25 protein-coding genes are annotated in these 25,803 nt (G+C 72.6%); 9 read left to right on the forward strand and 16 right to left on the reverse strand.

Annotated features, from left to right (window positions below):
* Positions 1-4: 4 nt before the first annotated feature.
* Positions 5-943, reverse strand: coding sequence for a carbohydrate ABC transporter permease (locus AC1DDU_RS05370; RefSeq protein WP_477431857.1), 939 nt, complete (start codon positions 941-943; stop codon positions 5-7).
* Positions 940-1,887, reverse strand: a complete 948-nt coding sequence (locus AC1DDU_RS05375) for a carbohydrate ABC transporter permease (RefSeq protein ID WP_477431859.1) — start codon at positions 1,885-1,887, stop codon at positions 940-942. Before AC1DDU_RS05375 ends, AC1DDU_RS05370 begins: the two co-directional genes overlap by 4 nt.
* Before the next feature lie 153 nt (positions 1,888-2,040).
* Here AC1DDU_RS05375 and AC1DDU_RS05380 point away from each other — a divergent pair, with 153 nt between their 5' ends.
* Positions 2,041-4,119, forward strand: a complete 2,079-nt coding sequence (locus AC1DDU_RS05380; RefSeq protein ID WP_477431861.1) for a DUF5054 domain-containing protein — start codon at positions 2,041-2,043, stop codon at positions 4,117-4,119.
* Entirely contained in the window at positions 4,116-5,243 is a 1,128-nt protein-coding gene (locus AC1DDU_RS05385) for a metallophosphoesterase family protein (protein ID WP_477431862.1), read from the forward strand. The genes AC1DDU_RS05380 and AC1DDU_RS05385 overlap by 4 nt, the downstream gene beginning before the upstream one ends.
* A 36-nt stretch (positions 5,244-5,279) precedes the next feature.
* Here the strand turns inward: AC1DDU_RS05385 and AC1DDU_RS05390 are convergent, their stop codons facing one another.
* Genes AC1DDU_RS05390 through AC1DDU_RS05405 form a run of 4 tightly spaced genes read right to left on the reverse strand, consistent with a single transcriptional unit; the run spans position 5,280 to position 8,731 of the window.
* Positions 5,280-6,206 (reverse strand): J domain-containing protein, encoded by a 927-nt coding sequence (locus tag AC1DDU_RS05390; RefSeq protein ID WP_477431864.1) that lies wholly within the window; start codon positions 6,204-6,206, stop codon positions 5,280-5,282.
* A 51-nt stretch (positions 6,207-6,257) separates the two neighbouring features.
* Positions 6,258-6,818: a hypothetical protein gene (locus AC1DDU_RS05395; RefSeq protein ID WP_477431866.1), complete on the reverse strand. Its 561-nt coding sequence runs from the start codon at positions 6,816-6,818 to the stop codon at positions 6,258-6,260.
* Positions 6,815-7,636 carry an LssY C-terminal domain-containing protein gene (locus AC1DDU_RS05400; RefSeq protein WP_477431868.1) on the reverse strand — a complete coding sequence of 274 codons (822 nt, stop codon included), beginning with the start codon at positions 7,634-7,636 and terminating at the stop codon, positions 6,815-6,817. Before AC1DDU_RS05400 ends, AC1DDU_RS05395 begins: the two co-directional genes overlap by 4 nt.
* Positions 7,637-7,657: 21 nt before the next feature.
* The gene (locus AC1DDU_RS05405) at positions 7,658-8,731 is read right to left on the reverse strand and encodes an enoyl-CoA hydratase/isomerase family protein (protein ID WP_477431870.1); all 1,074 of its coding nucleotides are present in this window, start codon (positions 8,729-8,731) and stop codon (positions 7,658-7,660) included.
* A 148-nt stretch (positions 8,732-8,879) separates the two neighbouring features.
* Here AC1DDU_RS05405 and AC1DDU_RS05410 point away from each other — a divergent pair, with 148 nt between their 5' ends.
* Both AC1DDU_RS05410 and AC1DDU_RS05415 read left to right on the forward strand, forming a co-directional pair.
* Positions 8,880-11,078: an ABC transporter ATP-binding protein gene (locus AC1DDU_RS05410; protein WP_477431872.1), complete on the forward strand. Its 2,199-nt coding sequence runs from the start codon at positions 8,880-8,882 to the stop codon at positions 11,076-11,078.
* A complete protein-coding gene (locus AC1DDU_RS05415) occupies positions 11,075-11,893 on the forward strand; it encodes an ABC transporter permease (protein WP_477431874.1) in 819 nt (272 codons plus the stop codon). Before AC1DDU_RS05410 ends, AC1DDU_RS05415 begins: the two co-directional genes overlap by 4 nt.
* A gap of 9 nt (positions 11,894-11,902) precedes the next feature.
* Here the strand turns inward: AC1DDU_RS05415 and AC1DDU_RS05420 are convergent, their stop codons facing one another.
* On the reverse strand, positions 11,903-12,367 hold the full coding sequence (locus AC1DDU_RS05420) for a hypothetical protein (RefSeq protein WP_477431876.1): 465 nt from the start codon (positions 12,365-12,367) through the stop codon (positions 11,903-11,905).
* A gap of 103 nt (positions 12,368-12,470) precedes the next feature.
* Here AC1DDU_RS05420 and cofG point away from each other — a divergent pair, with 103 nt between their 5' ends.
* From cofG to AC1DDU_RS05445, 5 genes are all read left to right on the forward strand, one after another.
* The gene (cofG, locus tag AC1DDU_RS05425) at positions 12,471-14,894 is read left to right on the forward strand and encodes a 7,8-didemethyl-8-hydroxy-5-deazariboflavin synthase CofG (protein WP_477431878.1); all 2,424 of its coding nucleotides are present in this window, start codon (positions 12,471-12,473) and stop codon (positions 14,892-14,894) included.
* Positions 14,891-16,411, forward strand: coding sequence for a flavin-containing monooxygenase (locus AC1DDU_RS05430; protein ID WP_477431880.1), 1,521 nt, complete (start codon positions 14,891-14,893; stop codon positions 16,409-16,411). Before cofG ends, AC1DDU_RS05430 begins: the two co-directional genes overlap by 4 nt.
* Entirely contained in the window at positions 16,408-17,421 is a 1,014-nt protein-coding gene (fgd, locus tag AC1DDU_RS05435; protein ID WP_477431882.1) for a glucose-6-phosphate dehydrogenase (coenzyme-F420), read from the forward strand. Before AC1DDU_RS05430 ends, fgd begins: the two co-directional genes overlap by 4 nt.
* The gene (gene cofC, locus AC1DDU_RS05440) at positions 17,418-18,095 is read left to right on the forward strand and encodes a 2-phospho-L-lactate guanylyltransferase (RefSeq protein WP_477431884.1); all 678 of its coding nucleotides are present in this window, start codon (positions 17,418-17,420) and stop codon (positions 18,093-18,095) included. Before fgd ends, cofC begins: the two co-directional genes overlap by 4 nt.
* Positions 18,096-18,191: 96 nt before the next feature.
* Positions 18,192-18,623 carry a cupin domain-containing protein gene (locus AC1DDU_RS05445; protein WP_477431886.1) on the forward strand — a complete coding sequence of 144 codons (432 nt, stop codon included), beginning with the start codon at positions 18,192-18,194 and terminating at the stop codon, positions 18,621-18,623.
* Positions 18,624-18,632: 9 nt separating this feature from the next.
* On the opposite strand, the gene AC1DDU_RS05450 is transcribed toward AC1DDU_RS05445, so the two are convergent.
* From AC1DDU_RS05450 to AC1DDU_RS05490, 9 genes are all read right to left on the reverse strand, one after another.
* Positions 18,633-19,376, reverse strand: a complete 744-nt coding sequence (locus tag AC1DDU_RS05450; RefSeq protein ID WP_477431888.1) for a sulfite exporter TauE/SafE family protein — start codon at positions 19,374-19,376, stop codon at positions 18,633-18,635.
* Position 19,377: 1 nt separating this feature from the next.
* The gene (gene cofD, locus AC1DDU_RS05455; protein WP_477431890.1) at positions 19,378-20,361 is read right to left on the reverse strand and encodes a 2-phospho-L-lactate transferase; all 984 of its coding nucleotides are present in this window, start codon (positions 20,359-20,361) and stop codon (positions 19,378-19,380) included.
* 7 nt (positions 20,362-20,368) lie between these two features.
* A complete protein-coding gene (locus AC1DDU_RS05460; RefSeq protein ID WP_477431891.1) occupies positions 20,369-21,211 on the reverse strand; it encodes a uroporphyrinogen-III synthase in 843 nt (280 codons plus the stop codon).
* Positions 21,212-21,393: 182 nt separating this feature from the next.
* Complete coding sequence (locus tag AC1DDU_RS05465; protein ID WP_477431893.1) at positions 21,394-21,696, reverse strand: hypothetical protein; 303 nt, start codon at positions 21,694-21,696, stop codon at positions 21,394-21,396.
* Positions 21,686-22,090: a phage holin family protein gene (locus AC1DDU_RS05470; RefSeq protein WP_477431895.1), complete on the reverse strand. Its 405-nt coding sequence runs from the start codon at positions 22,088-22,090 to the stop codon at positions 21,686-21,688. Before AC1DDU_RS05470 ends, AC1DDU_RS05465 begins: the two co-directional genes overlap by 11 nt.
* A 1-nt stretch (position 22,091) precedes the next feature.
* Positions 22,092-22,478 (reverse strand): hypothetical protein, encoded by a 387-nt coding sequence (locus AC1DDU_RS05475; RefSeq protein ID WP_477431897.1) that lies wholly within the window; start codon positions 22,476-22,478, stop codon positions 22,092-22,094.
* A gap of 88 nt (positions 22,479-22,566) precedes the next feature.
* Positions 22,567-24,096 (reverse strand): protoporphyrinogen/coproporphyrinogen oxidase, encoded by a 1,530-nt coding sequence (locus AC1DDU_RS05480; protein WP_477433433.1) that lies wholly within the window; start codon positions 24,094-24,096, stop codon positions 22,567-22,569.
* Complete coding sequence (locus tag AC1DDU_RS05485) at positions 24,093-24,863, reverse strand: ABC transporter ATP-binding protein (protein WP_477431899.1); 771 nt, start codon at positions 24,861-24,863, stop codon at positions 24,093-24,095. Before AC1DDU_RS05485 ends, AC1DDU_RS05480 begins: the two co-directional genes overlap by 4 nt.
* The gene (locus AC1DDU_RS05490; protein ID WP_477431901.1) at positions 24,860-25,801 is read right to left on the reverse strand and encodes an ABC transporter ATP-binding protein; all 942 of its coding nucleotides are present in this window, start codon (positions 25,799-25,801) and stop codon (positions 24,860-24,862) included. Before AC1DDU_RS05490 ends, AC1DDU_RS05485 begins: the two co-directional genes overlap by 4 nt.
* Positions 25,802-25,803: the final 2 nt, after the last annotated feature.

Below are 25,803 nucleotides of genomic sequence, written 5' to 3' on the forward strand. Positions count from 1 at the left end.
GGGCCTATTTGACGCTCCCCGCGGTGAGCCCCGACTGCCAGTAGCGCTGGAGATAGAGGAAAGCCGCAGAGATCGGGAGGACGGTGAGCAGGGCTGCCGTGATCACCAAGTGCGGGATGGGCTGCGCGCCGATCGAGCTGGACTGCGCCATCCACTGATTCAGACCGACGGGCAGCGGGTACCACTGCGGGTCGCTCAGCATGATCAGCGGGAGGAAGTAGTTGTTCCACGTCGCCACGACGGCGAACATCAGCACGGTGATCAGCGCGGGAGCGAGCTGGCGCACCGAGATGGAGAAGAAGATGCGCAGTTCGCCGGCGCCGTCCAGGCGTGCCGCTTCGAGCAATTCGTCGGGGATGGCCTCGGCGGCGTACACCCAGACCAGGTAGAGCCCGAAAGCGCTCACGAGCGACGGGATGATGACCGACCACGGGGTGTTGGTGAGCCCCAGGCCGCTGAACATGAGGAACTGCGGTACGGCCAGGACCGAGCCCGGGATCGCGAGGGCGCCGAGGATGATCGCGAAGACCGCGCGACGGCCGGGGAACCGGTACTTCGCAAGTCCGTAACCGCCCAGCGCTGCCAGCAGCGTCGCGCCGCCCGCGCCCACCACGACGTACAGCAGCGTGTTGCCGAGCCAGCGCAGGAAGATCCCGTCGTCGTAGGCGAACACCGCGGCGATGTTCTGGAACAGTGCGAAGTCGGGCGTGAACCAGAGCGCGAACGAGTCGTACAGATCGGCACGTGTCTTGGAGGCGTTGACCAGAAGCCAGAACAGCGGCACCAAGCAGTACATCAGCATCAGCACCATCACGACGGTGAGGCTGATCGACGCACGTCGGTGGCGCGGGCTGTGCACGGCGCGGGTGGGGCGCGGCGCGATGCGACCGCTGGCGAGCCGGCTCGGACGGCGACCGCCGGTGACGACTGTCTCGGTGGTCATCGGATCTTCTCCCCGCGGTTGCCGGTGGACTGCGCGAAGAACGCGATCACCATGGTGATGAGGCCGGAGACGATTGCGATCGCCGCGGCGTAGTTGAACTGCGAACCCGCGAACGACAGGTTGTACGCATAGAGATTCGGCGTGAAGTAGCTGGTGATGACGTTCGGCGCGATGGACTGCAGCACGGCCGGCTCGTTGAACAGCTGGAAGCTGCCGATGATCGAGAAGATCGTGGCCACCACGATCGCCCCGCGGATCGACGGGATCTTGATGCTGAACACCGTGCGGAAGGGCCCGGCACCGTCGATCTCGGCGGCCTCGTACAGTTCATTGGGCACGGCTTTGAGCGCGGAGAAGAAGATCAGCATGTTGTAGCCGACGAACTCCCAGGTCACGATGTTGCCGATCGCGACCATGATGAAGCTGTCGGACAGCGGCGAGGGGATGGCCGTGCCGAGCCAGTGGTTGATGTCGGCGACGAGGCCGAACTGCGACCCGTACATGTAGCCCCAGATCATGACGGCGACGACGCCGGGGACCGCGTAGGGGAGGAAGATGCCGAGGCGGTACAGCGGCACGAAGCGCAGCCGCGCGCTGTCCAGTGCGAGCGCGGCGACCAGTGCGAGGGCGAGCATGATCGGCACCTGGATGAGCAGGAAGACCGTCACCCGGAGGGTGGCGTCCCAGAACTTCGGGTCGGTGAGCGCGGTCGCGTAGTTCTCGAGCCCGACGAAACGCGTGCCGCCGATGAGCGACTCGTGGAAGAGACTGAGGTAGATCGCGTAGAGCAGCGGCGCGATGAGCACGACCGTGAACACGAGCATGAACGGCCCGATGAACCACCAGCCGGCCCAGTCCCGACGCAGTCGCTTGCGGTTGCGCACCGTCGGCGCGGCCGGAGTGGATGCACCGGACGGGCTGGTCGACGGCGCTGCGATGGTCATCGTTGCCACCGGCCACGCTCCGTCGTCGCACTGGAGTCGCTCATGTGCGGACCCACTTCCTCGTGAATGTTTGCGTTCACATCGGAGTATACGAGATGATCGTGTTTACGCAAACACAGTTTTGACCCCCCTCCCGGCGAAGGAGCCCCCCGCGTGATCTCGACCATCCACGTCGTCTTCAAAACCCACCTCGACATCGGCTTCACCGACCTCGCGGCCAACGTCGCCGAACGGTATGTGCGCTCATATCTGCCCCGCGCGATCGAGCTGTCCGAGGAGCTCGACCGCCGAGGCGGCGACGCCCGGTTCGTGTGGACGACCGGCTCCTGGCTCATTCACGAGGCACTGCGCGCGGGAACGCCCGCCGAGCGCGACCGCCTGGAGGGTGCGATCCGCGAGGGACGCATCCGCTGGCACGGTCTGCCGGCGACGACCCACACCGAGGTGATGGACGCCGGGCTCGTAGAGCACGGCATCCGCATCGGCCGGCGCCTCGACGAGCGCTTCGGGGTGCACACCGTCGCGGCGAAGATGACCGACGTCCCCGGCCACACCATCGGGCTCGTCCCGCTGCTTGCGGCATCCGGACTGGAGTACCTGCACATCGGCGTCAACGGCGCCTCGGCCGTGCCCGACGTGCCGGAGTTCTTCCGCTGGCAGGCGCCGGACGGCAGCGAGGTCGTCGTCAACTATGCGCGCAGCTACGGCGCCACCGACCTGGGTCTTGCCGTCGTGCCCGGCGGGACGGACGCACTGCACCTCGCCCACACCGGCGACAACTTCGGCCCGCCGCCGGCCGAAGAGGTCGAGGAGCTGTTCGCAGCCCTCGCGGCCGCATACCCGGACGCGCGCATCGTGGCCTCCACCCTCGACGAGTTCGCCTCCGCGGTGGTCGCCGTGCGCGACGCGCTGCCGGTGCTCACCGACGAGATCGGCGACTCGTGGATCCACGGCGTCGGCAGCGACCCGCTGCTGACGGCGGGACTGCGACGGATGCTGACGCTGCGGGCCGAGTGGGTCGCCTCCGGTGCGCTGGACCCCGACTCCGACGAGGCGCAGCGATTCGGCGACGCGCTGCTGCTCATCGCCGAGCACACCTGGGGCGAGGACCTCAAGACCTTCCTCCCCGACTACGCCTCGTATACGAAGGCCGACTTCATCGCCGCGCGTGCGCGCGACGAGATCGACCTCGCCGGCAACCCGGCCCCGACCCAGGCGTACGCGTGGGCCTACGAGGAGCACCCGACGCCGCAGGGGCTGCGCTACTCGGGCTTCGAGGCCTCGTGGGCCGAGCAGCGCGAGTACCTCGAGCGGGCCGTCGCCGCGCTCGCGCCCGAACGCGAGCTCGCCGCCCGGGCCGCCCTGGACGAGCTGCGCCCCGCGGCGACCGCGGGTGCGGCATCCGTCCCTCTGGTCGTCGAGGCCGGCGAGGCGCACCGGCTCGGACGGTTCACCGTGAGCTTCGGCGACGACGGGTCGCTCGTGTCGCTCGTCGACCGCGACGGCACCGAGTGGGCGGGCTCGGAGAACCGGCTCGCCGCCTACCGCTACCAGACGTTCGACGAGCGCGACGAGCAGGCCTGGATGGACCAGTACTGCCGCGACATGGACGAGCACGGATTCTGGGCGATCCCCGACCAGTCCAAGCCCGGCCTCGCGATCGCCGACACCCAGCCCGCGCAGGTGTTCGCGCCGCACGTCGTGAGCGCCGCGCTGCATGCCGACGCCGACGCGGACGTCGTCGCGCTGCAGCTGGAGCTGCCCGAAGCGGCGAGCGCGCTGTGGGGTGCTCCGCGGACGCTGCGCCTGGAGTACCGCTTCCCGCACGGTGCCGGACCGATCGCCATCGTCCTGGACGCGCAGGATCGCGACGCCTCGCGTCTGCCCGAGGCGAGCTGGCTGGGCTTCCGTCCGCGCACGGCGGACGACGGGTGGGCCCTGGACAAGCTCGGCACGAAGGTCGACCCGCGCCGTGTCGTGCGCAACGGCAACCGCACGCTGCACGCCGTCTCGGCCGTGGAGTGCCGCGGCGAGCGCGCCTTCGTGCTGCGCACCCCCGACGCGCCGCTGGTGGCCGTCGGCGAGCCGCAGCTGCTGCGCTTCGAGAACCGCGTCGCACGCCCCGACGACGGCGTGCACGTCAACCTCCACAACAACGTGTGGGGCACCAACTTCCGCATGTGGTTCGAGGACGACCTGCGCTACCGCTTCGAGCTCGAGGTCGGCCGATGACGGATGCCGCGACCCCGGGGCTCGTCACGAGTCCTCCGGTGGTCATGGCACCGCGCGCCGACGGGTTCGAGGTGGTCTGGAGCGTCGGGCGGCTCGCCCGCGGCCGCCTGGAGTGGCGCGGCGCCGCGGGGTCGGGGGTGGCCCGCGCCGACGCGTTCGGCATGGTGCCGCAGGGCGACCGCGTGCTGCGCGTGCGCCTGTCGGACCTCGCCCCCGGCAGCGAGGTGGAGGTGCGCGCGATCACCGAGGCGATCCTCGGTGCCCCCGAGCGCCACGAGTCGCCGTGGAAGCGCGTGCGCACGCTCGACGCGGAGGCTCCGAGCGCCCGCATCGCCGTGTGGAACGACACCCACCAGCACGGCGACACGCTGCGCACGCTGGACGAGGTCACACCCCCGGTCGACCTGCTCGTGTGGAACGGCGACCTCTGCAACGACTGGAAGGACGACGACTCGTTCACGGCCACCGTCCTCAGCCCCGAGGGCCTGGACGTCAGCGCCGACCGGCCACTCACGATCGTCGTCGGCAACCACGACGTGCGCGGCACGTGGGCGTACCGGCTCGAGGAGTACGTGGCGACACCGGACGGCCGGCCCTACTCGGCGTTCCGCGTGGGCCCGATCGCGTGCATCCTGCTGCACACCGGCGAGGACAAGCCCGACGATCACCCGAGCTTCGAGGGGCGGGTGGCCTTCGAGCCGCTGCGCGCCCTCCAGGCGGAGTGGCTGCGCGAGGCCGTCGCGCGCCCCGAGATCCGCGATGCCCAGTATCGGCTGGTGTTCTGCCACATCCCGCTGCGCTGGACCGACGAGTCCGAGGTCGACTACGACGACGGCGGCTATGACTGGTTCAGCCGGATGAGCCGCGACGCGTGGCACGACTCGCTCGTGGAGTGGGGGGCGCAGCTGGTGGTGTCCGGGCACACGCACGAGCCCGCTCTGCTCGCGCCCGACGACGCCTTCCCCTACGCCCAGCTCGTGGCCGGCGGCCCCGATCGCGACCCCGGCTCGCCCGAGGCCGCGACCTGGACCGAGGCCGTGGCGGAGGCATCCGGCCTGCTCGTCACCCTGAGGGACCTCGACGGCGCGGTGGTGCTGCAGACGAGGCTGTCGCCGATCGGCTGAGCCCGCGCGGCCGGTGCCCACGGGCGCCGGCCGCGCTCAGGCGAAACGGACCGTCTGCTGCAGACGCGTGCGGACGTCGAAGACCTCGTTGCCGCCGATGTCGCGCGCGCCGGTGATGCCGCGGCGCAGGACGGTGGTCAGCGCGCTGCGCGAGGCCACGGCCACGCGTACGCCCCGCAGCTTGCCGAGCTCGTCGATGGGCGTCTCGACGTCCTCGTCGGGCAGCACCACGATCGCCCCGCTGAAGCGCACACCCGCGGCCCGCGAGATCACGCGCATGCGGGCGAGGAGCTCGGCGATCGGCGCACCGGGCACGCCGTCGCCGATGAACTCGCCCCGGCGCAGGCGCGCGGGCGCACCGAAGTCCTCCGACAGGATGCCGTACAGGCCGCTCGGGCCGAGCACGATGTGGTCGATCTTGGCGTCGGGGTCGGCGTCGCGGCCGGAGGCGGCCACGTCGTGCCACACCGTGTACCCCATGCCCAGGTCGGAGACGATGCGCGCGGTCGCCTCTTCGGCGAGCGCGTCGGCGAGCAGGCGCTTGAGCGCGACGGGCGCCGAGCGCACGAGCGCGGGGTCGTACGGGTCGTCGAGGGTGACGCCACGCCCCACCCACTCGCGGATGAGGGTCAGGTAGCGCTCACGCCGCCAGCCGCCGGGGTGACCGTACGAGCGGGCGCGGGGGCGCGTGTCGGTCCGCGCCGCCGGCGGGCGCCACCCCGACCATTCCGGAGCCGCCGCCTCGCCGAAGCCGTGCCCGCGGTCGTAGGCCGCGCGCGCCTCAGAGGTGCCGACGAGCTCCCACGCCCGCTGCACCTGGATGAACAGCGCGGCGTCGCCGCCGGTGTCGGGGTGCGTCTGGCGCAGGCGCAGGCGATACGCCTTGCGCAGGCCCTCCTCGTCGACGGCGGGATCGACCGCGAGCACCTCGTAGGCGGACGCCGAGAGCGGACTGTCGAACACGCACCCTCCCCCGGATCGTCCTGCCGCGCGTCGCGGCCAGAACAGGCTACGTCACCCGGCGGAGGCGGGCTCCGCGCGCCGCTCGTTGCGTCGCGCGTAGGCGGCGGCGCTGCGACTGGACAGCGCGAGCAGCACGAGGATGTCGAAGGCCAGCGACACGAACGTCTCGTCGACGCGGATCTCCTGCCCCTGCACCCACCAGGCGAAGAACGACGTGCTGATCGAGACCACCGAGACGACCATCACGACCACGCGCGCCCAGTTGCGGCCGCGCAGCACGAAGACGGCCAGGACGACGTCGATCAGGACCGTGATGCCGCCGACGACGAGGACGGTGACCAGCCCCCACATCTGGGCGGTCGCCGTGTCGATCCCCTCCAGGGCGAGCTGGACGTCGGGATCGGCGAGGATCCCCTGCCATTCCAGCGCGATCCCGGCGAGCACGAGCACCCCGGCCAGCGCACGCAGCAGCACGAGCACCGCTCCGGCGACGATGGACGCCGGCCGCGGCATGTCGGGGTCGCCGCGCGGCGGCCGCAGCAGCCGCGCGGCGGGCTCGTACGCGGGGCGCTTGCGCGGCTCGGGCGTCGCCGGCGTTCCGGGCGCGCTCATGACACCGCCTCCGCGACGGCCCGCACGTCGACGATCGGCAGGTCGCCGTCGGTGCGGATGCTGTCGCCCCCGCCGTTGCGGGCGTGGTACCCCGTGGCGAAGTCGGCGATGACATCGACCGCCACGCGGGGATCGGCATCCGCCACTGTGCGCACGATGTGGTCGCGCTCGACGTCGGTGTCGGCGTCGATCTTGTGGGTCACCTGCAACGTGAACAGCGACAGCCCCACGCGCGTGTCGAAGGTGCCTGCGGCGAGCCAGTCCACGCGGCGACCGCCGGGCAGCAGCCAGCCGTCGGGGCAGCGCCAGAAGCGCACATGGTGGCGCTGGGCGGGGTTGCCGTCGACCTCCTGCTGGTAGGCGAAGTCCTGCTGGCGGCCGAACAGGAACAGCGGGCTCACCGGGGCCTCGTCGTAGCTGCGGCGGGCGAGCGTGGAGCGGATGATGCCCCACGACGAGGCGAGGGTGACGGGATCGGCGCGGGTCCACCCGGCCGCGGTCATCGCCGCCTCGATCTGCTCCGCCGAGCCGAGGAACGCGAGGTTCACCGGGTCGCCGAGCAGGCCGTCACTGGTGCGGGTGCGCCCGATGAAGTAGTCGGGCACGTAGATCGTGGTGAGGATGCGGTGCAGCCGCGGCAGTACGAGGTAGGCCAGCAGCACCCAGAACACGATGAAGAACGGGATGCCCCACCAGCCGACGTGGAACGTCTCGGTGAGGCTGAGGTAGGCCAGCCACAGCGCCGCGATCCCCGCGAAGACGAAGAAGAACCAGTCGACCGCCACCCCGATCGAGTACGTGCGTCGCCGGGTGCTCACGATCCCTCCTCGTTCGCGGCGTCAGTCCCAGAGCGGGATCTGGGGACGGTAGGCCAGAGCGGATGCCGCCAGGTCCGGCGGCAGGTCCGCGATCGTCGCAGGCTGCCACCGCGGCGAGCGGTCCTTGTCGATCACCTGCGCGCGGATGCCCTCGGCAAGGTCGGGCTGCGTGGTGGCGAACCACATCACGAGCCCGTACTCCTGCTCCAGCGCCTCGCGCAGGCCGGGCAGCTCGCGCGCCCGGCGGACGGCGGCGAGCGTGACGGCGAGCCCGGTGGGCGAGAGCTCGTCGAGCAGGTCGGCGGTGGCGGATGCCTCAGGCTCCGGGCGCGCGCGCAGCCGCTGGACGATGCCCGCCACCGTGTCGGCGGCGAAGGCGTCGTCGATCCACTCTCGCGAGCGCTCCAGGTTGGACGGGCCGGGGGTCTCGTCGAACAGCAGCACGAGCTCGGTCGGGCTCGACGGATCGGCCCGGGTCTCGAGCGCGTCGCGGAGGGCGTCGAGATGCTCGTGGGGCACGCAGTGGTCGGCGAATCCGGCGTACACCGCGTCAGCGGCATCCATCACGGCCCCGGTCAGCCCCAGATACTCGCCGATCCGACCCGGCGCGTGGGCGAGCAGCCACGAGCCGCCCACGTCGGGGGTGAACCCGATGCGGGTCTCGGGCATCGCCAGCTGCGAGCGCTCGGTGACGATGCGGATGGCGGCGTGGCCGGCCACGCCGATGCCGCCGCCCATCGTGATGCCGTCGGCGAACGCGACGAACGGCTTGGAGTACTCGGCGATGCGGGCGTTGAGCGCGTACTCGTCGCGGAAGAACACCGCCGCATCCTCGGCACGGCCGGTCGTGACCTGCTCGGCCAGTCCCCGCACGTCGCCGCCCGCGCACAGCCCGCGCTCCCCGGCGCCGTCCAGCAGCACCAGGTCTACTTCGGTGTCGTCCTCCCAGTAGTCCAGCGCCTCGTGCAGACGCCGGACCATGCCCAGGTCGAGCGCGTTGATCGCGCGCGGGCGGTTGAGGGTCAGGCGCCCCAGCCCCCGGCCGATGCGGACGAGCACGGTGGGCTCGGCGGATTGCGGGGCGAGATCGGTCACGGGCGCAACGTTACCGGGCCTGTGAAGTTCTCCCACGTCGGTGCCGGATTTCCGCCAGGATGGGACTGAGTTCCGCAGGAATCCCGCAACGAAGCGGCACCGTCCTCCGCAGCGCGAGGTGTCTGCTCACAACACGAGAGGGAACGGCATGCCCGACGGTCAGTCGCTGGAGTTCGCAGGCGTCACGAAGCGCTTCGGCGCGGTCACCGCCGTCTCCGATCTCACCGCCCGCGTCGATCCGGGGCGGGTGACCGGATTCCTCGGCCCCAACGGCGCAGGCAAGACCACGACACTGCGGATGCTGCTCGGCCTGGTGCGCCCGACGGCCGGCCGCGCGACCATCGGCGGCCGGCGCTACGCCGAACTCGACAGGCCGCTGCAGAGCGTCGGCGCGGTGCTGGAGGCATCCAGCTTCCATCCCGGTCGCACCGGCGCGGCCCACCTCGCGATCTATGCGCAGGCCGCCTCGATCGGGCGGGCGCGCGTCGACGAGGTGCTGGGCCTGGTGGGGCTGGCAGATGCCGCCGGCCGCAAGGTCGGCGGCTACTCGCTCGGCATGCGCCAGCGCCTCGGCCTCGCCTACGCGCTGCTGGGCGACCCCGGCGTGCTCGTGCTCGATGAGCCGGCGAACGGCCTCGACCCCGAGGGCATCATCTGGATGCGCGGCTTCCTGCGGCAGCTCGCCGCGGAAGGACGCACGGTGCTCGTCTCGTCGCACCTGCTCGCCGAGGTGCAGCAGACGGTCGACGCGCTGCTGATCATCTCGCGCGGCCGTCTCGTGTTCCAGGGATCGATCGACGAGCTCGCCGACTCCGACGAGTACGCGACCATCGTCGACGCCCCCGACCGCGCGGCGCTGACGTCGGCGCTGGAGGCCGCGGGGGTGCGGTTCGAGGTGCTGCGGTCGGGGCTGACCGTCCGCGGCCTGGATCCGGCATCCGTCGGCGCGGCCGCCGCGGCAGGCGGCGTGGCGCTGTCGTCGCTGCACCGCCGCGGGCCGGCCTTGGAGGAGGTCTTCCTCGACCTCGTCAACGGCACGCGGGTGCACCGCAGCGCCCAGGGTGCGCCGGGCGCACCCGTCGCCGCAGCAGCCACGACGGATGCGCCCCGTGTGCAGGACTCGACGGTCGCGGCCGCCGTCGTCGCCGCAGCCGCGACGGATGCCGCCACAGACGAGGATGCTCGCGAAGCGGACGAGTCCGCGCTCACCGCGGCCGAGCTCGACGCGGAGGCGACCGGCGCGCCCGGCGCCGCCGCCGCGCTGGGCGCCGCCGCGGGAGCGGCATGGGCCGTCGCGGACGACGACCGGGGTGCGGAGGCCACCGCCGCCGCGCCCGATGTCCCGCCCGTCGGGGATGCAGAGCCGGTCCAACCGCCGTCCGCTCCTGTCGCGTACGCGGTGGCCAGCACCGGCGTGATCGACATCGTCCCCGCCGAGGCACCCGCGGAGCCGCAGCAGGAACCGCAGCCCGAACCCGAACCACAGCCGGAACCCCAGCCCCAGCCCGAACCCGAACCGCAGCCCGAACCCCAGCCCCAGCCAGAGCCGGAACCTCAGCCGGAACCTCAGCCGGAACCCGAACCGCAGCCGCAACCGGAGCCCGAGCCGCAGCCCGAGCCGCAGCCCGAACCCGAACCGCAGCCCGAACCGCAGCCGCAACCCGAACCGCAGCCGGAACCCCAGCCCGAACCTCAGCCCGAATCGCAGCCGGAGCCCCAACCTCAGCCGGAGCGCGAGCCCGAACCGCAGCCCGAACCCCAGCCCGAGCCGGAGCCTCAACCCCAGCCCGAACCCCAACCCCAGCCGGAGCCCGAACCCCAACCCCAGCCGGAGCCCGAACCCTCCGTCGCCACGGGCCCGGTCGTCGAGAACGCCTGGGCTCCCCTCGACGCCGACCCCGACGTCCAGGCGATCGGCGAGATCGACGAGGAGCTCTCCGCGCCGGAACCCCAGCCGCAACCCGAACCGGCACCCGAGCCGCAGCCGGAACCCGAGCCCCAACCCGAACCCGAACCCGAGCCAGCGCCCCATCCCGACCCCGAGCCCGGCGCCGCGGCGCCCGGCAACGCGTGGGCTCCCCTCGACGCCGACCCCGACGTCGAGGCCATCGGCGAGATCGACGAGGAGCTCTCCCCGCCGGAACCGGCCGATGCCGATGAGGACCGCCCCTGGGAGACGTACGTCAAGACGGATGCCGACATCGAGGCCGACGCGTTCTTCGCGGCGTTCGACACCGGGGAGGCGCCGCGCATCGACGTGGCCGCGGAGGAGGCATCCGCTCCTCCCCCGGGACCATCGTCCGACGAACCCGATGAGCAGCGCCACGACGAAGGGGGCACGCGATGAGCCTCACCGCAGCGACCCGCGCCGAGACCACCAAGCTGTTCTCGACGAGCATCTGGTGGATCCTCGCGATCGTCCTGTTCGTCTACGTGGGCTTCACGGCCGCGGCACTCGGCTTCGTCTACGCGGCCGCCGCGTCCGGGTCGCTCCCGGGCGACGCGCCGCCGCTCCCTGAGGAGGGTCTCGCGGCCACGCTCTACAGCACCGCGACGACGGTGGGCTATGTCTTCCCGCTGCTGGTGGGCACGCTCATGGTCACGGCCGAGTTCCGGCACAAGACCCTGACGCCGACGTTCCTCGCCACTCCCCGGCGCGGCCGGGTGCTCGCCGCCAAGCTCGCCGTCGGGATCCTCATCGGCGTCGTGCTGGGCGTCATCGGCATCGTCGCCTCGGTGGGGATCTCGGCCGCCTTCCTCGCCGGGTTCTCGCTGGAGACCGAGCTGTCCTCGCCCGACACGTGGGCGATGCTCGGACGGATGCTGCTGGCCTATGTGCTGTGGACGCTCATCGGCGTCGGGGTCGGCGCGCTGGTGCGCAACCAGGTGGGCGCGATCGTCGGGGTGCTCGTGTTCACCCAGTTCGTCGAGCCCATCGGACGCGCCGCGGCGGCGTTCGTCGAGGGGCTGTCGGACTACACCCGCTTCCTCCCCGGGGCCGCGAGCGATGCGCTCGTCGGCGCGAGCGTCTACGCCGTCGGCATCCCGCAGGGCTCCGCGGACCCGCTGGAGTGGTGGGTGGGCGGGCTCGTGCTGCTCGGGTACGCGGTGGTGTTCGTCGTCCTGGGGCAGCTCGTCAGCTGGCGCCGCGACGTCAGCTGACCGGGCGGCTCAGACCGCCGGAGCCGGCGAGGGGGCTTTGCGCTTGCGCGGCTTCTTCTCGGGCGCGGCGGGGACTGTGCCCGTCTCGGCCGCGATCTCGACGACGTCGACCGGCTCCTCGGCGACCTCGACGCGCAGCGCCTGCACGAGCGCGAGCCCGTGACGGGTCGTGAGGATCACGCGCTGGAACTCCGGGTGACCTTCGAGGTCGATCACGACGCTGGGCCTGCGGCGGCGGATGACGGCGAAGTCCTCGCCGCCGGCCGAGCGCCAGGTGCCCATCGCGACCACGCCGCGCACGTGCGTGCCGGGGCTGGGGATGCCGCGCAGCCACGTCCACGCGTCGTCGGTCAGCTGCACCTTGGTGATCGTGGAACGCTCGATGACCACATTCCCTTTGCGGAATGACAGCGCGCGCTCGGACCCCGACAGCACGACCTCGAGCTGCGTCGAGTCGAGCAGCAGCGTCACCATGTGCCTAGTCTGCCAGCGGCGTCGTCGGGAACAGGCCTCATTTGCTTACGGGAGGGCAACGATCCTCGGCCCCGACGAGGGCGGGCGGTGCAAGACTGGAGCGGTGACCGTCGTGTCCCCCTCCGTCACCTCTCCGCCGGCCTCCCTCGTCGACGAGGCCCTCGCGCGCGCCGCCGCCGGTGAGCGCCTCGACGTGGCGGCTGCCGAAGCGCTGCTCGGCGCGACCGGGGAGCAGTTCGAGCGCCTGCTCGCGATCGCCGGTGCGCTGCGGGATGCCGGGCTCGCGGCATCCGGTCGTCCCGGCGTCATCACCTACTCGCGCAAGGTCTTCGTGCCGTTGACGACGCTGTGCCGCGACCGCTGCCACTACTGCGTGTTCGTCGACACTCCCGGGCAGCTCCTGAAGAAGCACAAGCCGGCGTACATGTCTCCTGAGCAGGTGCTCGCCGTCGTGCGGCAGGGCCAGGCGATGGGGTGCAAGGAGGTGCTGCTGACCCTCGGCGACCGTCCCGAGGAGCGGTGGCCCGAAGCGCGCGCATGGCTCGACGAGCACGGCTTCACGTCGACGATCGATTACGTCGCTCACGTCGCGCGCCTCGTGACCGCCGAGACGGGGCTGCTCGCGCACGCCAACCCGGGCGTGATGAGTGCGGAGGAGCTGCGGATGCTTCGTCCCACCGCGCCGTCGATGGGAATGATGCTCGAGACGACCTCGCGGCGGCTGTTCGAAGAGCCCGGGCAGGTGCACTTCGGCTCGCCCGACAAGGACCCAGCGGTGCGACTGGCCGTGATCGAGGATGCCGGGCGCGCGCGCGTGCCGTTCACCACCGGCATCCTGGTGGGCATCGGCGAGACCGTCCACGACCGTGCCGAGTCGCTCGTCGCGATCCGCGACGCCCACGAGCGCCACCAGGTCGACGGGCAAGGGCACGTGCAGGAGGTCATCGTCCAGAACTTCCGCGCGAAGCCCCGCACCGCGATGCAGGGCGCGCCCGACGCCGATCTGCTGGAGTACGTCGCCGCCGTCGCCGTCGCCCGGCTCGTGATGGGTCCGCACATGCGCATCCAGGTGCCGCCGAACCTGTCGGACGCCACCGAGTTCGGCCTGCTCGTACGAGCAGGCGCCGACGACTGGGGCGGCGTCTCGCCGCTGACGGCCGACCACGTCAACCCCGAGCGCCCGTGGCCGCACCTCGACGACCTCGCCCGCATGACCGCCGAACTCGGCTTCGAGCTGCGCGAGCGTCTGACCGCGCAGCCCGAGTTCGTGCTCGACGCCGAGACGTGGATCGACCCCGCGCTGCGCCCCGCGGTCACGGCGCTGGCGGACCCTGCCACGGGCCTCGCGGCGGCGAAGCCTCGTCTCGCCGACGACGGCGCGGCGACCGAGGTGGCCGCCTCAGCGCATCCGACGCCGGGTCCCCGGTCGCTGAGCGAGGAGCGCAGCGACGAGACGGAGCGCACCAGCGGGAACCGCTCCGTCCGCACCCTCGCCGAGGCCGCGGCCGCCGACCCGCTCGCGCTCGACGACGCCGAGTGGGCCACCCTCCTCGAGGCCGCCGGCGACGACCTCGACGTGCTCGCGGCGACCGCTGACGATGTGCGCCGCTACACCGTCGGCGAAGCGGTCACGCTCGTCGTGAACCGCAACCTCACCTCGACCGGGCTGCGGCGGGCCGCGACCGACGACCCGGCGACGTTCACCCTCGAGGACGTCGGCGCGATCGCGGCCGATGCGTGGGACCTCGGCGCGACCGAGATCTGCGTGCAGGGGCTGCTCCCCGTGGCCGAGGAACCGTCGGGGTATCTCGACATCGCCCGCGCCGTGAAGGCGGGGGCCCCCGGCATCCACCTCCACGCGTACCGCCCGCAAGACGTGCGGGACCACGCCGACCGCTCCGGCATCACGCTCGACGCGGCGCTCGCGGCGATGCGCGAGGCGGGCGTCGACACCGTGCCCGGCACCGGCGTCAAGGTGCTGAGCGAGCGTGTGCGGGGGCTCGTCGCCCCCGGCGACCTCGAGATCGACCGCTGGGTCGAGGGCATCACCGCCGCGCACCGCGCGGGCTTCCGGTCGACGAGCGTCCTCTTCTACGGCCACGTGGAGACCGCCGCCGAGCGCGTCGCCCACCTCCGCCGGCTGCGCGCGATCCAGTCCGAGACCGGCGGGTTCACGGAGTTCGTGCCGATCCCGCTCCCCGGACCCGCGGGCGGCGTCCCCCTCGTCGCCGGCCGTGCGGCGCTGGACGAGCACCGCGCCATGGTCGCCGTGTCGCGCCTGCTGCTCTCGGGCAGCATCCCGCACGTGCAGATCCCGTGGACGCGCGTCGGGCGCGAGGCATCCGCGGTCCTGCTGCAGTCCGGCGGCGACGACCTCGGCGGCACGCTCCTCGACGGCCGCGTGAAACCCGAGGCGGGCATCGAGCACGGTCTCGAACTGCCGGCGTCGGATGCCGCGACCCTGGTGTCGCGCCTGTTCCGGCCGTTCCGCCTGCGCACGACCACCTACGGGCAGGTCACGCGATGACCCGCGTCGAGGTCGCGATCGTCGGCGCCGGGTTCGCGGGCATCGGCGTGGCCTCGTCGCTGCGCCGCGCCGGCCGCGACGACCTCGTCGTGCTGGAGCGCGGGGGGTCGGTCGGCGGCACGTGGCGCGACAACACATATCCGGGCATCGCCTGCGACGTGCCCTCGCACCTGTACGGCTTCGCGGCGCACCCCAACCCGGCCTGGTCGGGCACCTACGCGACGGGCGCGGAGATCCACTCCTACCTCGAGCACGTCGTCGACGCCGAGGGGCTGCGCGACCGGCTGCGCCTGCGCACCATGATGCGCGGCGCACGCTGGGATGCCGAGAACGAGGTGTGGCGGATCGACGTCACGACGCGCGGCGCCTCCTCTCCAGCTGCCGGCGACGTCATCGTCGCCGACGTGCTCGTGCTCGCGTGCGGGCGGCTCACGGAGCCGACCATCCCGCGGATCGCCGGGCTCGAGCAGTTCCCGGGGCCGCTGTTCCACTCGGCGCGGTGGGACCACTCCGCGGATCTCGCCGGCGCGCGCGTGGCGGTCGTGGGCACCGGGGCCAGCGCGGTGCAGATCGTCCCGGAGCTGGCCCGCACCGCGGCGCACGTCACGCTCTTCCAGCGCACACCCGCCTGGATCGTGCCGCGCGGCGGCGACGCCTACTCCGACGCCGAGCGTGCCCGGTTCGTGACCGATCCCGCCGCGCTCGAGGCGCTGCGCGCCGACCTCTACGCCGAGGGCGAGGCGCGCTTCGCGTCGCGGTCGGGCGACTCCGACGCCGCCGCGGAGGCGGAGGCCGTGGCACGCGCACACCTCGAGCGGCAGATCGCCGACCCCGCACTTCGCGCCGCGCTCACCCCCGACTACGCGTTCGGGTGCAAGCGCGTGCTGCTCTCGGACGAGTTCTACCCCGCTGTCGCATCCGACGCCGTCTCGCTCGTTCCCGCCGCCCTCTCCGCGGTGGAGGGGTCGACCCTGGTGGGCTCCGACGGGACCCGCCACGAGGTCGACGCGCTCGTCCTCGCGACCGGCTTCGCCTCGACCCGCCAGCCCTACGCCGAGCTCGTCTCCGGCGAAGAGGGCAGGACGCTCGCCGAGCACTGGTCCGGCGGCATGACGGCGTTCGCCTCGACGGTCGTCGCCGGCTTCCCCAACCTCTTCGTGCTCAACGGCCCCAACGCCTCGCTCGGCCACTCGTCGTCGGTGCTCATGATCGAGGAGCAGGCGGGCTACGTCACCCGCGTCCTCGCCGGCCGCGCCGGCCGCGTGCTGCGGGTCGACCCCGTCGCCGAGCGCACCTACACCGACGAGATCGCGCAGGCTGCGGCATCCACCCGCTGGATGACCGGCGGATGCCGCAACTGGTACGTCGACGAACGTTCCGGCCGGCTCACCCTGCTGTGGCCGGGCACGGTCGACGCCTTCCGGGAGCGGCTCGCCCGCGCCGACGGCTCGGAGTTCCTGCCCTCGCCCGGCTCCCGTCCCGAACGTGAACCCGCTCTCGAAGGGAGCCCCGCATGACCGTCCCCCTGCGCTTCGGCTACAAGGCCTCGGCCGAGCAGTTCGGCCCCGCCGAGCTGCTCGACTACGCGATCCAGGCCGAGGAGGCCGGGTTCGACTCGGTCTTCATCTCGGACCACCTGCAGCCGTGGTTGCACGACGGCGGCCACGCGCCGGCATCCGTCCCGTGGCTCGGCGCCCTCGGCGCGAAGACGTCGCGTGTGCTGATCGGCACGTCGGTTCTCACGCCCACGTTCCGCTACAACCCGACGGTCGTCGCCCAGGATTTCGCGACCCTCGGCGTGATGTACCCGGGACGCGTGATCCTCGGGGTCGGCACCGGCGAGGCGCTCAACGAGGCGAACCTCGGCATCACGTGGCCCGACCCGCCGGAGCGGTTCCAGCGCCTCAAGGAGGCGATCGGCCTCATCCGGCGGCTGTGGTCGGAAGACCGCGTCACCTTCGACGGCACCTACTATCACGCGCGCAACATCACGATCTACGACAAGCTGCCCGAGCCGGTGCCGATCTACATCGGCGCCGCAGGTCCCGCAGCCACGCGTCTGGCCGGTCGCATCGCCGACGGGTTCATCACGACCAGCGGCAAGAAGCGCGAGCTCTACACCGACACGCTGCTGCCCGCGCTGCACGAGGGCCTGGAGAAGGCCGGCCGCCCCGCCGACGCGATCGACACGCTGATGGAGATCAAGGTCTCCCTGGCCGAGACGATCGAGGCTGCGAAGGAGAAGACCCGCTTCTGGGCTCCGCTCGCGCTCACCCCCGAGGAGAAGATGGGCGTCGACGACCCCATCGAGATGCAGCGACTGGGCGAGGAGCTCCCCATCGAGCGCGCCGCTTCGCGCTTCATCGTGTCGGACGACCCCGATGAGCACGTCGAGCGCATCGGCTGGTACATCGGCCTCGGCTTCCGCCACCTGGTGTTCCACGACCCCGGTCACGACCAGGGCGCCTTCCTGCGGATGTATGGCGAAGAGATCCTGCCGCGCCTGCGCGCGAAGTACGGCGCGTGAGTCCGCTCTTCCGCCGACGCCCGCGACAGGACGAGCAGCCGCAGCCCCCCTCGCCGAAGTGGGTCGTGGTCGTGCCGGTCAAGCCGTCGGCGCGCGCGAAGTCGCGCCTCGACGTGCCCGGCGTCGGCCGCGCCGATCTCGCCCGTGCGATCGCCCTCGACACGCTCGCCGCGGCCACCGCGTGCGAGCTGGTGGCCCAGGTCGTGGTGGTCACCGACGACGCGACGCTGGCGCGCGAGGCCGCGATGATCCCGGCGCTGCGGTTCGTCCCCGAGGGCGACGCCGGCGGGCTCGATGCCGCAGTGGCGGCAGGCGTCGCCGCGATCGATCCGAACGGACGGATGCCGCGCGCCGCCCTTCTCGGCGACCTCCCCGCCCTGCGCCCGGGCGATCTCGCCGACGCGCTGCGGGAGGCGGCATCCGTCCCCCGCGCCGTCGTGGCCGACGCGGAGGGCACCGGCTCGACGCTGGTGACCGCGGCCGCCGAGGTGGCGTGGACATCGTCGTTCGGCGACGGCTCGTTCGCGCGCCACGTCGCCCTGGGGTGCGCGGCGCTGGGGATCCCCGATGCCTCCACCCTCCGCCGCGACGTCGACACCGCCGACCAGCTCCACGCCGCGGCGGCCCTGGGCCTCGGGCCGCGCACCGCGGCGCTCCTGAAGGGTCGCGGCTGACCGAGGCGACGCCCTCTCCCTGCCAACCGCCCCGCAGTTCCCGCCACCCGCTCCCGGCGCCGGCGAAGGCCTTCGCAGCGCCGATAGCCTGGCACGATGAGCGACTACCAGGTGCTGGAGATGGGCGGACTCGACCAGTGGCGCAGCCACTTCGGCGGGTTCACGCCGGACCGTTCGCGCGACGGGCGACGCGTCGTCGACCACGACATGACGATGCAGTACATCGGCATGACGGCCAACGCGTTCGAACCCGGCGAGCAGGCCGGCTACTGGCACACGCACGCGAGCATCGAGGAGCTCTACGTCTTCCTCACCGGCCGCGGCCAGATGGGCCTGGACGACGACATCGTCGACGTCGAGGCGGGCACCGTCGTGCGCGTGGGTCAGGGGGTCTGGCGCACGTGGCGCGCGACGCCCGACAGCCCCGGGCAGCTGCGCTGGCTTTGCATCCGCGCCGGCGGCGAAGAGCTCCCCCACCTCCCCGACGACAGCCGCCGCGACCCGGAGCGCCCCTCGCCCTGGAGCTGAGTCGGCCCGTCAGGCCACCAGCAGGTACACCGCGCCCACGATCGTGAACGCGATGACGAGCTTCTCGAACACGGACTGCGGCATACGGTCCGCGAGCCATCGTCCGAGGAGGGCGGCCACCACCACGAGCGGCACGAGCACGAGGTCGATGAGCAGGCCCGGCACCGTGATGATGCCGATGCCGATCGAGAACGGCACCTTGAACAGGTTGACGATCGCGAAGAACCACGCCGCCGTGCCGAGGAACGCCTTCACCTCGAACCGCGCCGCGAGGAAGTACATCGACATCACCGGTCCCGCCGCGTTGGCGACCATCGTGGTGAAGCCGCCGAGCGTGCCGTAGGTCGCCGCGGCGACCCGGTGGGGACCGGCATCCGAGACGCCCGCGCCGAACCGGCGGCGCAGCAGCGTGATCGCGATGACGGCGAGCAGGATGACGCCGATCGATCTCTTCACCCACAGGTCGTCGGCGAAGAACAGGAACACCACCCCGACCAGCACGCCCGCCACCACGGCGGGCGCGAGGCGCGCCAGCGTCCGCCAATCCGCGTGACGCCGGTACATCGTCACGGCGAACAGGTCGGCGACGATGAGCAGGAGCAGCAGCACGCCGGTCGACTGCTTCGCAGGGAGCACGGCCGCGAAGATCGCGACGGCGATGGTCCCGGCGCCGGGGACGGCGGTCTTCGACAGTCCGACCACGAGCGCACCGACGCCGAGCAGAGCCCACGCCCACCAGGCGAGATCGGGCACGTCAGAGGCCGGCTGCGGCCAGCGCCGCCTCGCCGAGCGCGGCGCTGCGCTCGGCATCCGTCATCCACAGCGGGCGCACGAGCGGGCGGATGCCGAGCCCGGCCACCGCTGCGGCCGCCGCTTCGTCCTCCTCGGCGACGAGCCACGCATCCAGGAGCCCGCCGTCCGCGCGCGCCCCGTAGTGCCCGGCGACCGCTGTGGCGGAGGTCTCGACGCCGATCGCGGTCAGGCAGACGTCGGCCATGCCGCGCACCACCTTGCCGCCGATGATCGGCGAGACGCCGACCACGGGTGCGCCGGTGTCGCGGATCGCGCTTCGCACGCCGGGGACCGCCAGGATCGGGCCGATCGAGACGACGGGGTTCGACGGCGCGACGAGCACGGCATCCGCGGCGGCGATCGCCTCGGCGACGCCGGGCGCCGCGGTCGCGGTCTCGATGCCGGGGTTCGCGAACCGGACCGGCGCGAGGGTCGCGCGATGCCGCGTCCACCACTCCTGGAAGTGCAGGCACGAGCCGTCCTCGACGAAGACCTGGGTGTCGACCTCGGCGTCGGTCATCGGCAGCAGGCGCGCGCCGAGATCCCACCGGTGCGACATCCGCTCCAGCACCTGGGTCGGGGTCAGGCCGTCGCGCAGCCAGCCGGTGCGGGCGAGGTGGGTGCCGAGATCGAGGTCGCCGAGGGTGAACCAGGGCCAGCCGGCGCCCCACTCCTGCAGCTCGTGGTTGACCCGCTCGCTGTCGCCCTGTCGCCCCCACCCGCGCTCGGTGTCGTTGACGCCCGCCAGCGCGTACGTGATGGAGTCGACGTCGGGCTGCAGACGGACACCCGACAGCCACAGGTCGTCCCCGGTGTTGACGACGACGGTGAGCGCCGCGGTCGTGTCGTCCACGCCGCGGGCGCGCAGCGCGGCGCGCACACCGAGGACGAAACGGGATCCGCCGACCCCGCCCGCGAGCACGACGATGCGAGGCGCGCCGGTCACGTTCGCGTCAGCCTCGCTCGCCGCGCAGCTGCGGCAGCACGCCGGTCTTCGGGGCGAACTCGTCGGCCGCGTGCGGCAGCGAGAACTTGCCGACCGCGTCGATCAGGGCGTCGACCGTCTGCGCATCGGCGATGACATCGACATCCAGCCCCGCCCGGCGCGCATCCTTGGCGGTGCGGGGGCCGATCGCGGCGATGAGGGTGGTGTCGGGGATGTCGGGGAACTGCTCGTGCACCTGCTCGGCGACCGAGCCGCTGGTGACGAGGATCGCGTTGATGCGACCGGAGTGGACGTCCTCCGCGATGCGGTCGGTGACCGGCACCCCGACGGTGCGGTACGCCACCACGCTGCGCACGCGGTGACCGGCCTCGGTCAGCATGCGCGTGAGCACGGGCTTGGCGATCTCGCTGCGCAGGGTGAGGATGTCGCGGGGCTCGGGCTCGAGCCCGATGAGCTGCTCGGCCATGCCTGCGGCGGAGTTGTCGCGCTCGGGGACGAGGTCGACACGGTAGCCGACGGCCAGGAGCGCCGCCGCGGTCGTCTCGCCGACGGCCGCGACCTTGGTGGTCGGCGGGACGACGGCCCGGTACGCGTAGAGCACGTCCACCGTGGTGGCGCTCGTGACGGTGAGCCAGTCGAACGCTCCGGCGGCGAGGTCCGCGAGCGCCTGGTCGAGCGTGGCCTGGTCGTTCGTCGGGGCGAAGTTGATGAGGGGCGCGATCACCGGGGTCGCGCCCTGGCGGCGCAGCGTGGCGGCGACACCGTCGCCCCAGGGGCCGCCGCGGGGCACGAGAACGCGCCAGCCGGTCAGGGGCTTGGCGGACTGGTGCTGTGTAGCGGCTGTGTTCATGGGGGGTCGACTCTCGGTGGTGCCCAGTCGGCCGCCCAAGACGATGAGGCAGCCGATGCGCGATACGAATCGGGTTCGCGCGATCGGCAGCATACGCACCATTGCACTGCCTTGATCCCTGAGCATACCCCTCATCGCTGGGAGCGCGGACCTCACCCCTGACGGGATGTCCGAACGCGGGATCAGCGCGTGTAGAGACGCACGAAACCCCAGACCGCGGCGCCGACGGCGACGGCGCCGACCACGACGGCCGCGGCGGCCAGGCCCGGGCTGCGACGCTGGAAGGCGCGCGCCTGCGCGACCCTCTCGTCGACCGCGCGTCCGACACGGCGGGGCACGTTGGCCTTCTCCTCGATCGCGGCCAGTGCCGCCTTGAGCTCGGCCCTGGCCTGCTCGACGGGATCGCCGATTCCGAGCGGAACGGCGGTCCGGGGCAGCGCCACGGATTGGGCAGGGTGCTGCGGCACGGGCGCGTCAGAGCTCATCGCGCACCTCCTTCACGTCCTGGGCGATCGATTGCACGGGGTTCTGCCGCTCGCCGATCTTCTTGAAGCGGAGGATGCCGAGCCATGCCAGCACGGCCGTGACGATGAGCATCGCGAAGAACACGACCAGTGCCGACAGCCACACCGGCCACCAAGACGACAGACCGGCGATCACGAACGTCCCGAGGACGGGCACCGACCAGAACAGCACGAACAGCGCGGCGAACACCCACAGGGCGCCCCAGCCGCCGTCCTTGGCGGTGCGGGCGAGCCACGCCTTGGCGGCGTCGATCTCGGCGATGACGAGGTTGCGGATCAGTTCCGGGATCTCGCCGACGAGTGTCAGGAGGCTGTCGTCCGCGCGGTCGCGGAAGCCACGCGGGCGCGTCTGCACGTCAGGCCCCGCCGCGGCCGTCCGCCGCCTCATCGACGGCGTCGACGACGGCGTCCTTCACCGCCTGCGCGGAGGTCTGCGCGGCCTCGCCCACCTCGTCGGCGGAGTCCTTGCCGACCTTGATCGCGGCATCCAGCTTCTGCCCAGGCGTGCCCTTCGAGCCGGCGGCCTGAGCGACCTTGACGGCGGAGTCCCAGAGCGTCGAGGGCAGCGCCATCGCCTGCGTCTTGGCGAAGTCCTTGACTTTGCCCACCTGCTCCTGCACGGGGTCGAGGTTCCACACCTTCAGCCACTGCGCCTTGATCTGCTCGTAGCGTTCGCGGCCCGCCCTCGTTCCGAGCACATACCCGATGGCGAGTCCGACGACGAGTCCTGCTTTGCCCCTCATGGGGTCTCCTCACGCTCGGTGTGCACCTGCCGACCTTCCCAGGGTAGTCCTGTATGCCGATTCCGGCATCCACCCTTGACAGCGGCCGTCATTGCTGTATCGCGCCGCCCCACAACGCGCTGCGGCGCAGCCGATCGGCCTGTTCCTGGGCGTCGGGCACGACCTGCGCGAGCCCGCTCCCCGACAGCCACGCACCCACGACGGCCAGGCCCGGCACGCGTCTCACGGCGGTCCGCGTGGCGGCGGTGCGCTCGTGATGCCCGCGAGCCGACACGGGCGGGACGAGGGTGTACGCAGCCCGATGCACGCCCGCGATCCGTTCAGCGCCGAGGGGCACGCCCAGGAGAGCGGATGCCTCCTGCCCCGCGATCGCGGCGGCCTCGGCGTCGCTGCGTCCGGCGGTGACCGGTGGGGTTCCGGGCCCGCCGAACGAGACGCGCAGCACGTGCCGACCGGGGCCGGCCACGCGCGCGAGCCACTCCCACCGTGCGGTCTCGTGGACGAGGCCGGTCGCGCGCAGCGCGCCGGGGACCGCGTGCACGTGCGCGCCGCGGGGCGCGCCGTCGAGCTCGGGTGCGTCGACGACGAGCGTCACGACCTCGCGGGCGATGCCGGCGGGGGCCGCATCGGTGAAGGCGGCCGACCCGAGTACGGGCCCGACCAGCCGCCGCGCGGTCGCCTCGCCGGTGGCGACCACGACCGCCTCCGCGACGAGCGCCTGCGGGTCGCGGGAGTCGGAGTCGGCGCCGTCGTCCGCGTCGAGGTCGACCGTCCACAGACCCTCGGCCCGCGCGATCCTGGCCGCAGGGGCGCCGGTGCGCACCGTGACGCCGAGCTCGTCGAGCCGTGCGCGCAGCGCGGCGACGAGCTGCGGCATCCCGCCGTCCAGGCTCTCGACCGGCGTGCCCGCGGCGTCGACGAGCAGCTCGGAGACGGCGGCGCCGAGCGACCCGGTGCGGGTGAGGGCGGGGCTCAGCTTGGGGGCGGCGACCTCGACATCGACGTCTTCGGGCTCGAGGCCGAAGCGGTCGATGCTGAGCGGTGCGACGAGGCGGTCGCGCACCTTGTCGCCCATGCGGCTGCGGACGAGGCGCCCGAGGCTGCGTTCGGTGCCGATCGTCAGCGGCGGGCGCAGGCGGTCGAGGTAGGCGCGCCAGGTGCCGCCCCACCCGATGATGCGGCGCACGCTCTCGTCCCACGTGTTCGCCGGGATCCCCAGCACCTGCTCGGCGGGCTGCGGCGCGGCGCCGCCTTTGCCGAACCCGGCGATCCAGGAGCGGTCCTCGCGCGGACGCACGATGACGGCATCCGGCATCACGTCGTCCACGAGCGCGCGCACGGCGCCGCCGCGCGTCGACCAGCAGGTGACGCCGGCATCGAGGTCGAGGCCGGCGATGCTCGTCGCGCCGATCGTGCCGCCGAGGGAGTCGGATGCCTCCACCACGGTGACGGCCATGCCGACCTTGGCGCACTCCCACGCGGCCACGAGCCCGGCGATGCCTCCGCCGACGACGATGACGCGGGTGTGGCGTGCATGGTCGACGAGGTCCTGGAAGGGTTCGGCGTCGGTCACGGCATCCATCCTTCCATCCGCGCCCTCCCGGACCCTGGGAGTCAGTCGGCGGCGGCGTCCCGCAGCTCGCGCGCCTCGGCCCGCGTCCGCGGCCCCGCAGGTTCGGCGGCGCCGCCGTGCTCCGTCGGCTTGCCGGTGACCGACGTGACACGGCCGTCGTGCAGCTCGACGACGCGGTCGGCCCGCTGCACCAGCAGGGGGTCGTGGGTCGAGACGATCGCCGCGAGCCCCTGGGTGTGGACGAGGTCGCCGATGAGGTCCATGACGGTCGCCGCGGTGCGGGAGTCGAGCTGGCCGGTCGGCTCGTCGGCGATCAGCACGTGCGGACGCACCGCGATCGCGCGGGCGATGCCGACGCGCTGCTGCTGGCCGCCGGAGAGCTCGGTCGGCCGCTGCGCGGCGTGGCCGGCGAGGCCCACCAGGGCGAGGGCCTCGGCGACGCGGGCGTCGCGCTCGGCGGGCGGGGTCTTCGCGATGCGCAGCGGCAGCTCGACGTTCTCGGCCGCAGAGAGGATCGGGATGAGCCCGAAGGACTGGAACACGAAGCCGAGCCGTTCGCGGCGCAGTGTCGCCAGCGCGTCGTCGTCGAGCGCGGTCGCCTCGACGTCGCCGATCCAGACGCGGCCGGTGGTGGGCGTGTCGAGCCCGCCGAGCATGTTGAGCAGCGTCGTCTTGCCGGCGCCCGATGCGCCGCGCACCACGACGAGTTCGCCGGGGGCGACCTCGATGTCGATGTCGACGCAGGCGTGCACGTCGCCCGCCGCCGACGCGAAGGTGCGGCTGAGCTTCTCGCCGCGCAGTGCTGCGGTCATGAGGGTTCCTCCGTGGGGCCGGATGCCGATGGCTTGTGCCCGTCGGCGGCGGCGGCCTGCCCGGGCCACACGCCGACGTGGTCGGGTTCGAGCGCGAGCCGCACACGGTCGCGCAGCTCGAGCGCGGTGACGAACTCGTCGGGCAGCTGCAGCCGGCCGACGCGGTCGAGCACCGCGTACTCCTCGGCGACGTGGTGCTCGGCGCCGTGCTCGTCGAGCCGCGTGGACCGGAGCACCTCGGTCGAGGTGCGCCCGTCGCGGATCTGCACGGTGCGGGCGACGTGCTCCGAGACGCCGGGATCGTGCGTCACGATGAGCGTCGTGACGCCGAGTTCGCGGTTGACCGATCGCATCGCCTCCAGCACGTGGGCGCTCGCGGTGTCGTCCAGCTCGCCGGTGGGCTCGTCGGCCAGCAGCACGCGCGGGTCGTTCGCGATGCCGACCGCGATGGCCACGCGCTGCTGCTCGCCGCCCGACATCTCGGCGGGCTTGCGCTCGGCGCAGTGCGAGACCTCGAGGAGGTCCAGGAGCTCGGCGACCCGCGCGCGGCGGGCGGCGGTGCCGCGCACCTTTCCGGGGATCGCGAGCGCCGCCGCGACGTTCTCGCTCGCCGAGAGATAGGGCAGCAGGTTGCGCGAGGTCTGCTGCCACACGAACCCGACGCTGTGGCGGCGGAACACCACGCGTTCCTTCTCGGTCATCGTGAGCAGATCGTGCCCGGCCACGCGGGCGACGCCGGCGGTGGGCTGGTCGATGCTCGACAGGATCGACAGCAGCGTCGACTTGCCCGAGCCGGAGGCGCCGACGACGGCGACGAGCTCTCCGGGTTCGATGCGCAGGTTCAGGCCCTGAAGCGCCTGCACCTCGACGCCGGGGCCGGCGCCCGAGGCGACCTTGAAGATGCGAACCAGGTCGACACAGAGGATGTCGGAGTCCATCG

It is taken from the genome of Microbacterium sp. 05T445, assembly GCF_056395865.1.

Excerpts from the sequence above, each read along its gene's own strand:
- AC1DDU_RS05375 (WP_477431859.1), bottom strand. The coding sequence starts at position 1,887 with ATGACCATCGCAGCGCCGTCGACCAGCCCGTCCGGTGCATCCACTCCG.
- fgd (WP_477431882.1), top strand. The coding sequence starts at position 16,408 with ATGACCGTCCCCCTGCGCTTCGGCTACAAGGCCTCGGCCGAGCAGTTC.
- AC1DDU_RS05385 (WP_477431862.1), top strand. The coding sequence starts at position 4,116 with ATGACGGATGCCGCGACCCCGGGGCTCGTCACGAGTCCTCCGGTGGTC.
- AC1DDU_RS05445 (WP_477431886.1), top strand. The coding sequence starts at position 18,192 with ATGAGCGACTACCAGGTGCTGGAGATGGGCGGACTCGACCAGTGGCGC.
- AC1DDU_RS05460 (WP_477431891.1), bottom strand. The coding sequence starts at position 21,211 with ATGAACACAGCCGCTACACAGCACCAGTCCGCCAAGCCCCTGACCGGC.
- AC1DDU_RS05475 (WP_477431897.1), bottom strand. The coding sequence starts at position 22,478 with ATGAGGGGCAAAGCAGGACTCGTCGTCGGACTCGCCATCGGGTATGTG.
- AC1DDU_RS05410 (WP_477431872.1), top strand. The coding sequence starts at position 8,880 with ATGCCCGACGGTCAGTCGCTGGAGTTCGCAGGCGTCACGAAGCGCTTC.
- AC1DDU_RS05485 (WP_477431899.1), bottom strand. The coding sequence starts at position 24,863 with ATGACCGCAGCACTGCGCGGCGAGAAGCTCAGCCGCACCTTCGCGTCG.
- AC1DDU_RS05395 (WP_477431866.1), bottom strand. The coding sequence starts at position 6,818 with ATGAGCGCGCCCGGAACGCCGGCGACGCCCGAGCCGCGCAAGCGCCCC.
- AC1DDU_RS05465 (WP_477431893.1), bottom strand. The coding sequence starts at position 21,696 with ATGAGCTCTGACGCGCCCGTGCCGCAGCACCCTGCCCAATCCGTGGCG.
- AC1DDU_RS05420 (WP_477431876.1), bottom strand. The coding sequence starts at position 12,367 with ATGGTGACGCTGCTGCTCGACTCGACGCAGCTCGAGGTCGTGCTGTCG.
- AC1DDU_RS05370 (WP_477431857.1), bottom strand. The coding sequence starts at position 943 with ATGACCACCGAGACAGTCGTCACCGGCGGTCGCCGTCCGAGCCGGCTC.
- AC1DDU_RS05490 (WP_477431901.1), bottom strand. The coding sequence starts at position 25,801 with ATGGACTCCGACATCCTCTGTGTCGACCTGGTTCGCATCTTCAAGGTC.
- AC1DDU_RS05415 (WP_477431874.1), top strand. The coding sequence starts at position 11,075 with ATGAGCCTCACCGCAGCGACCCGCGCCGAGACCACCAAGCTGTTCTCG.
- AC1DDU_RS05430 (WP_477431880.1), top strand. The coding sequence starts at position 14,891 with ATGACCCGCGTCGAGGTCGCGATCGTCGGCGCCGGGTTCGCGGGCATC.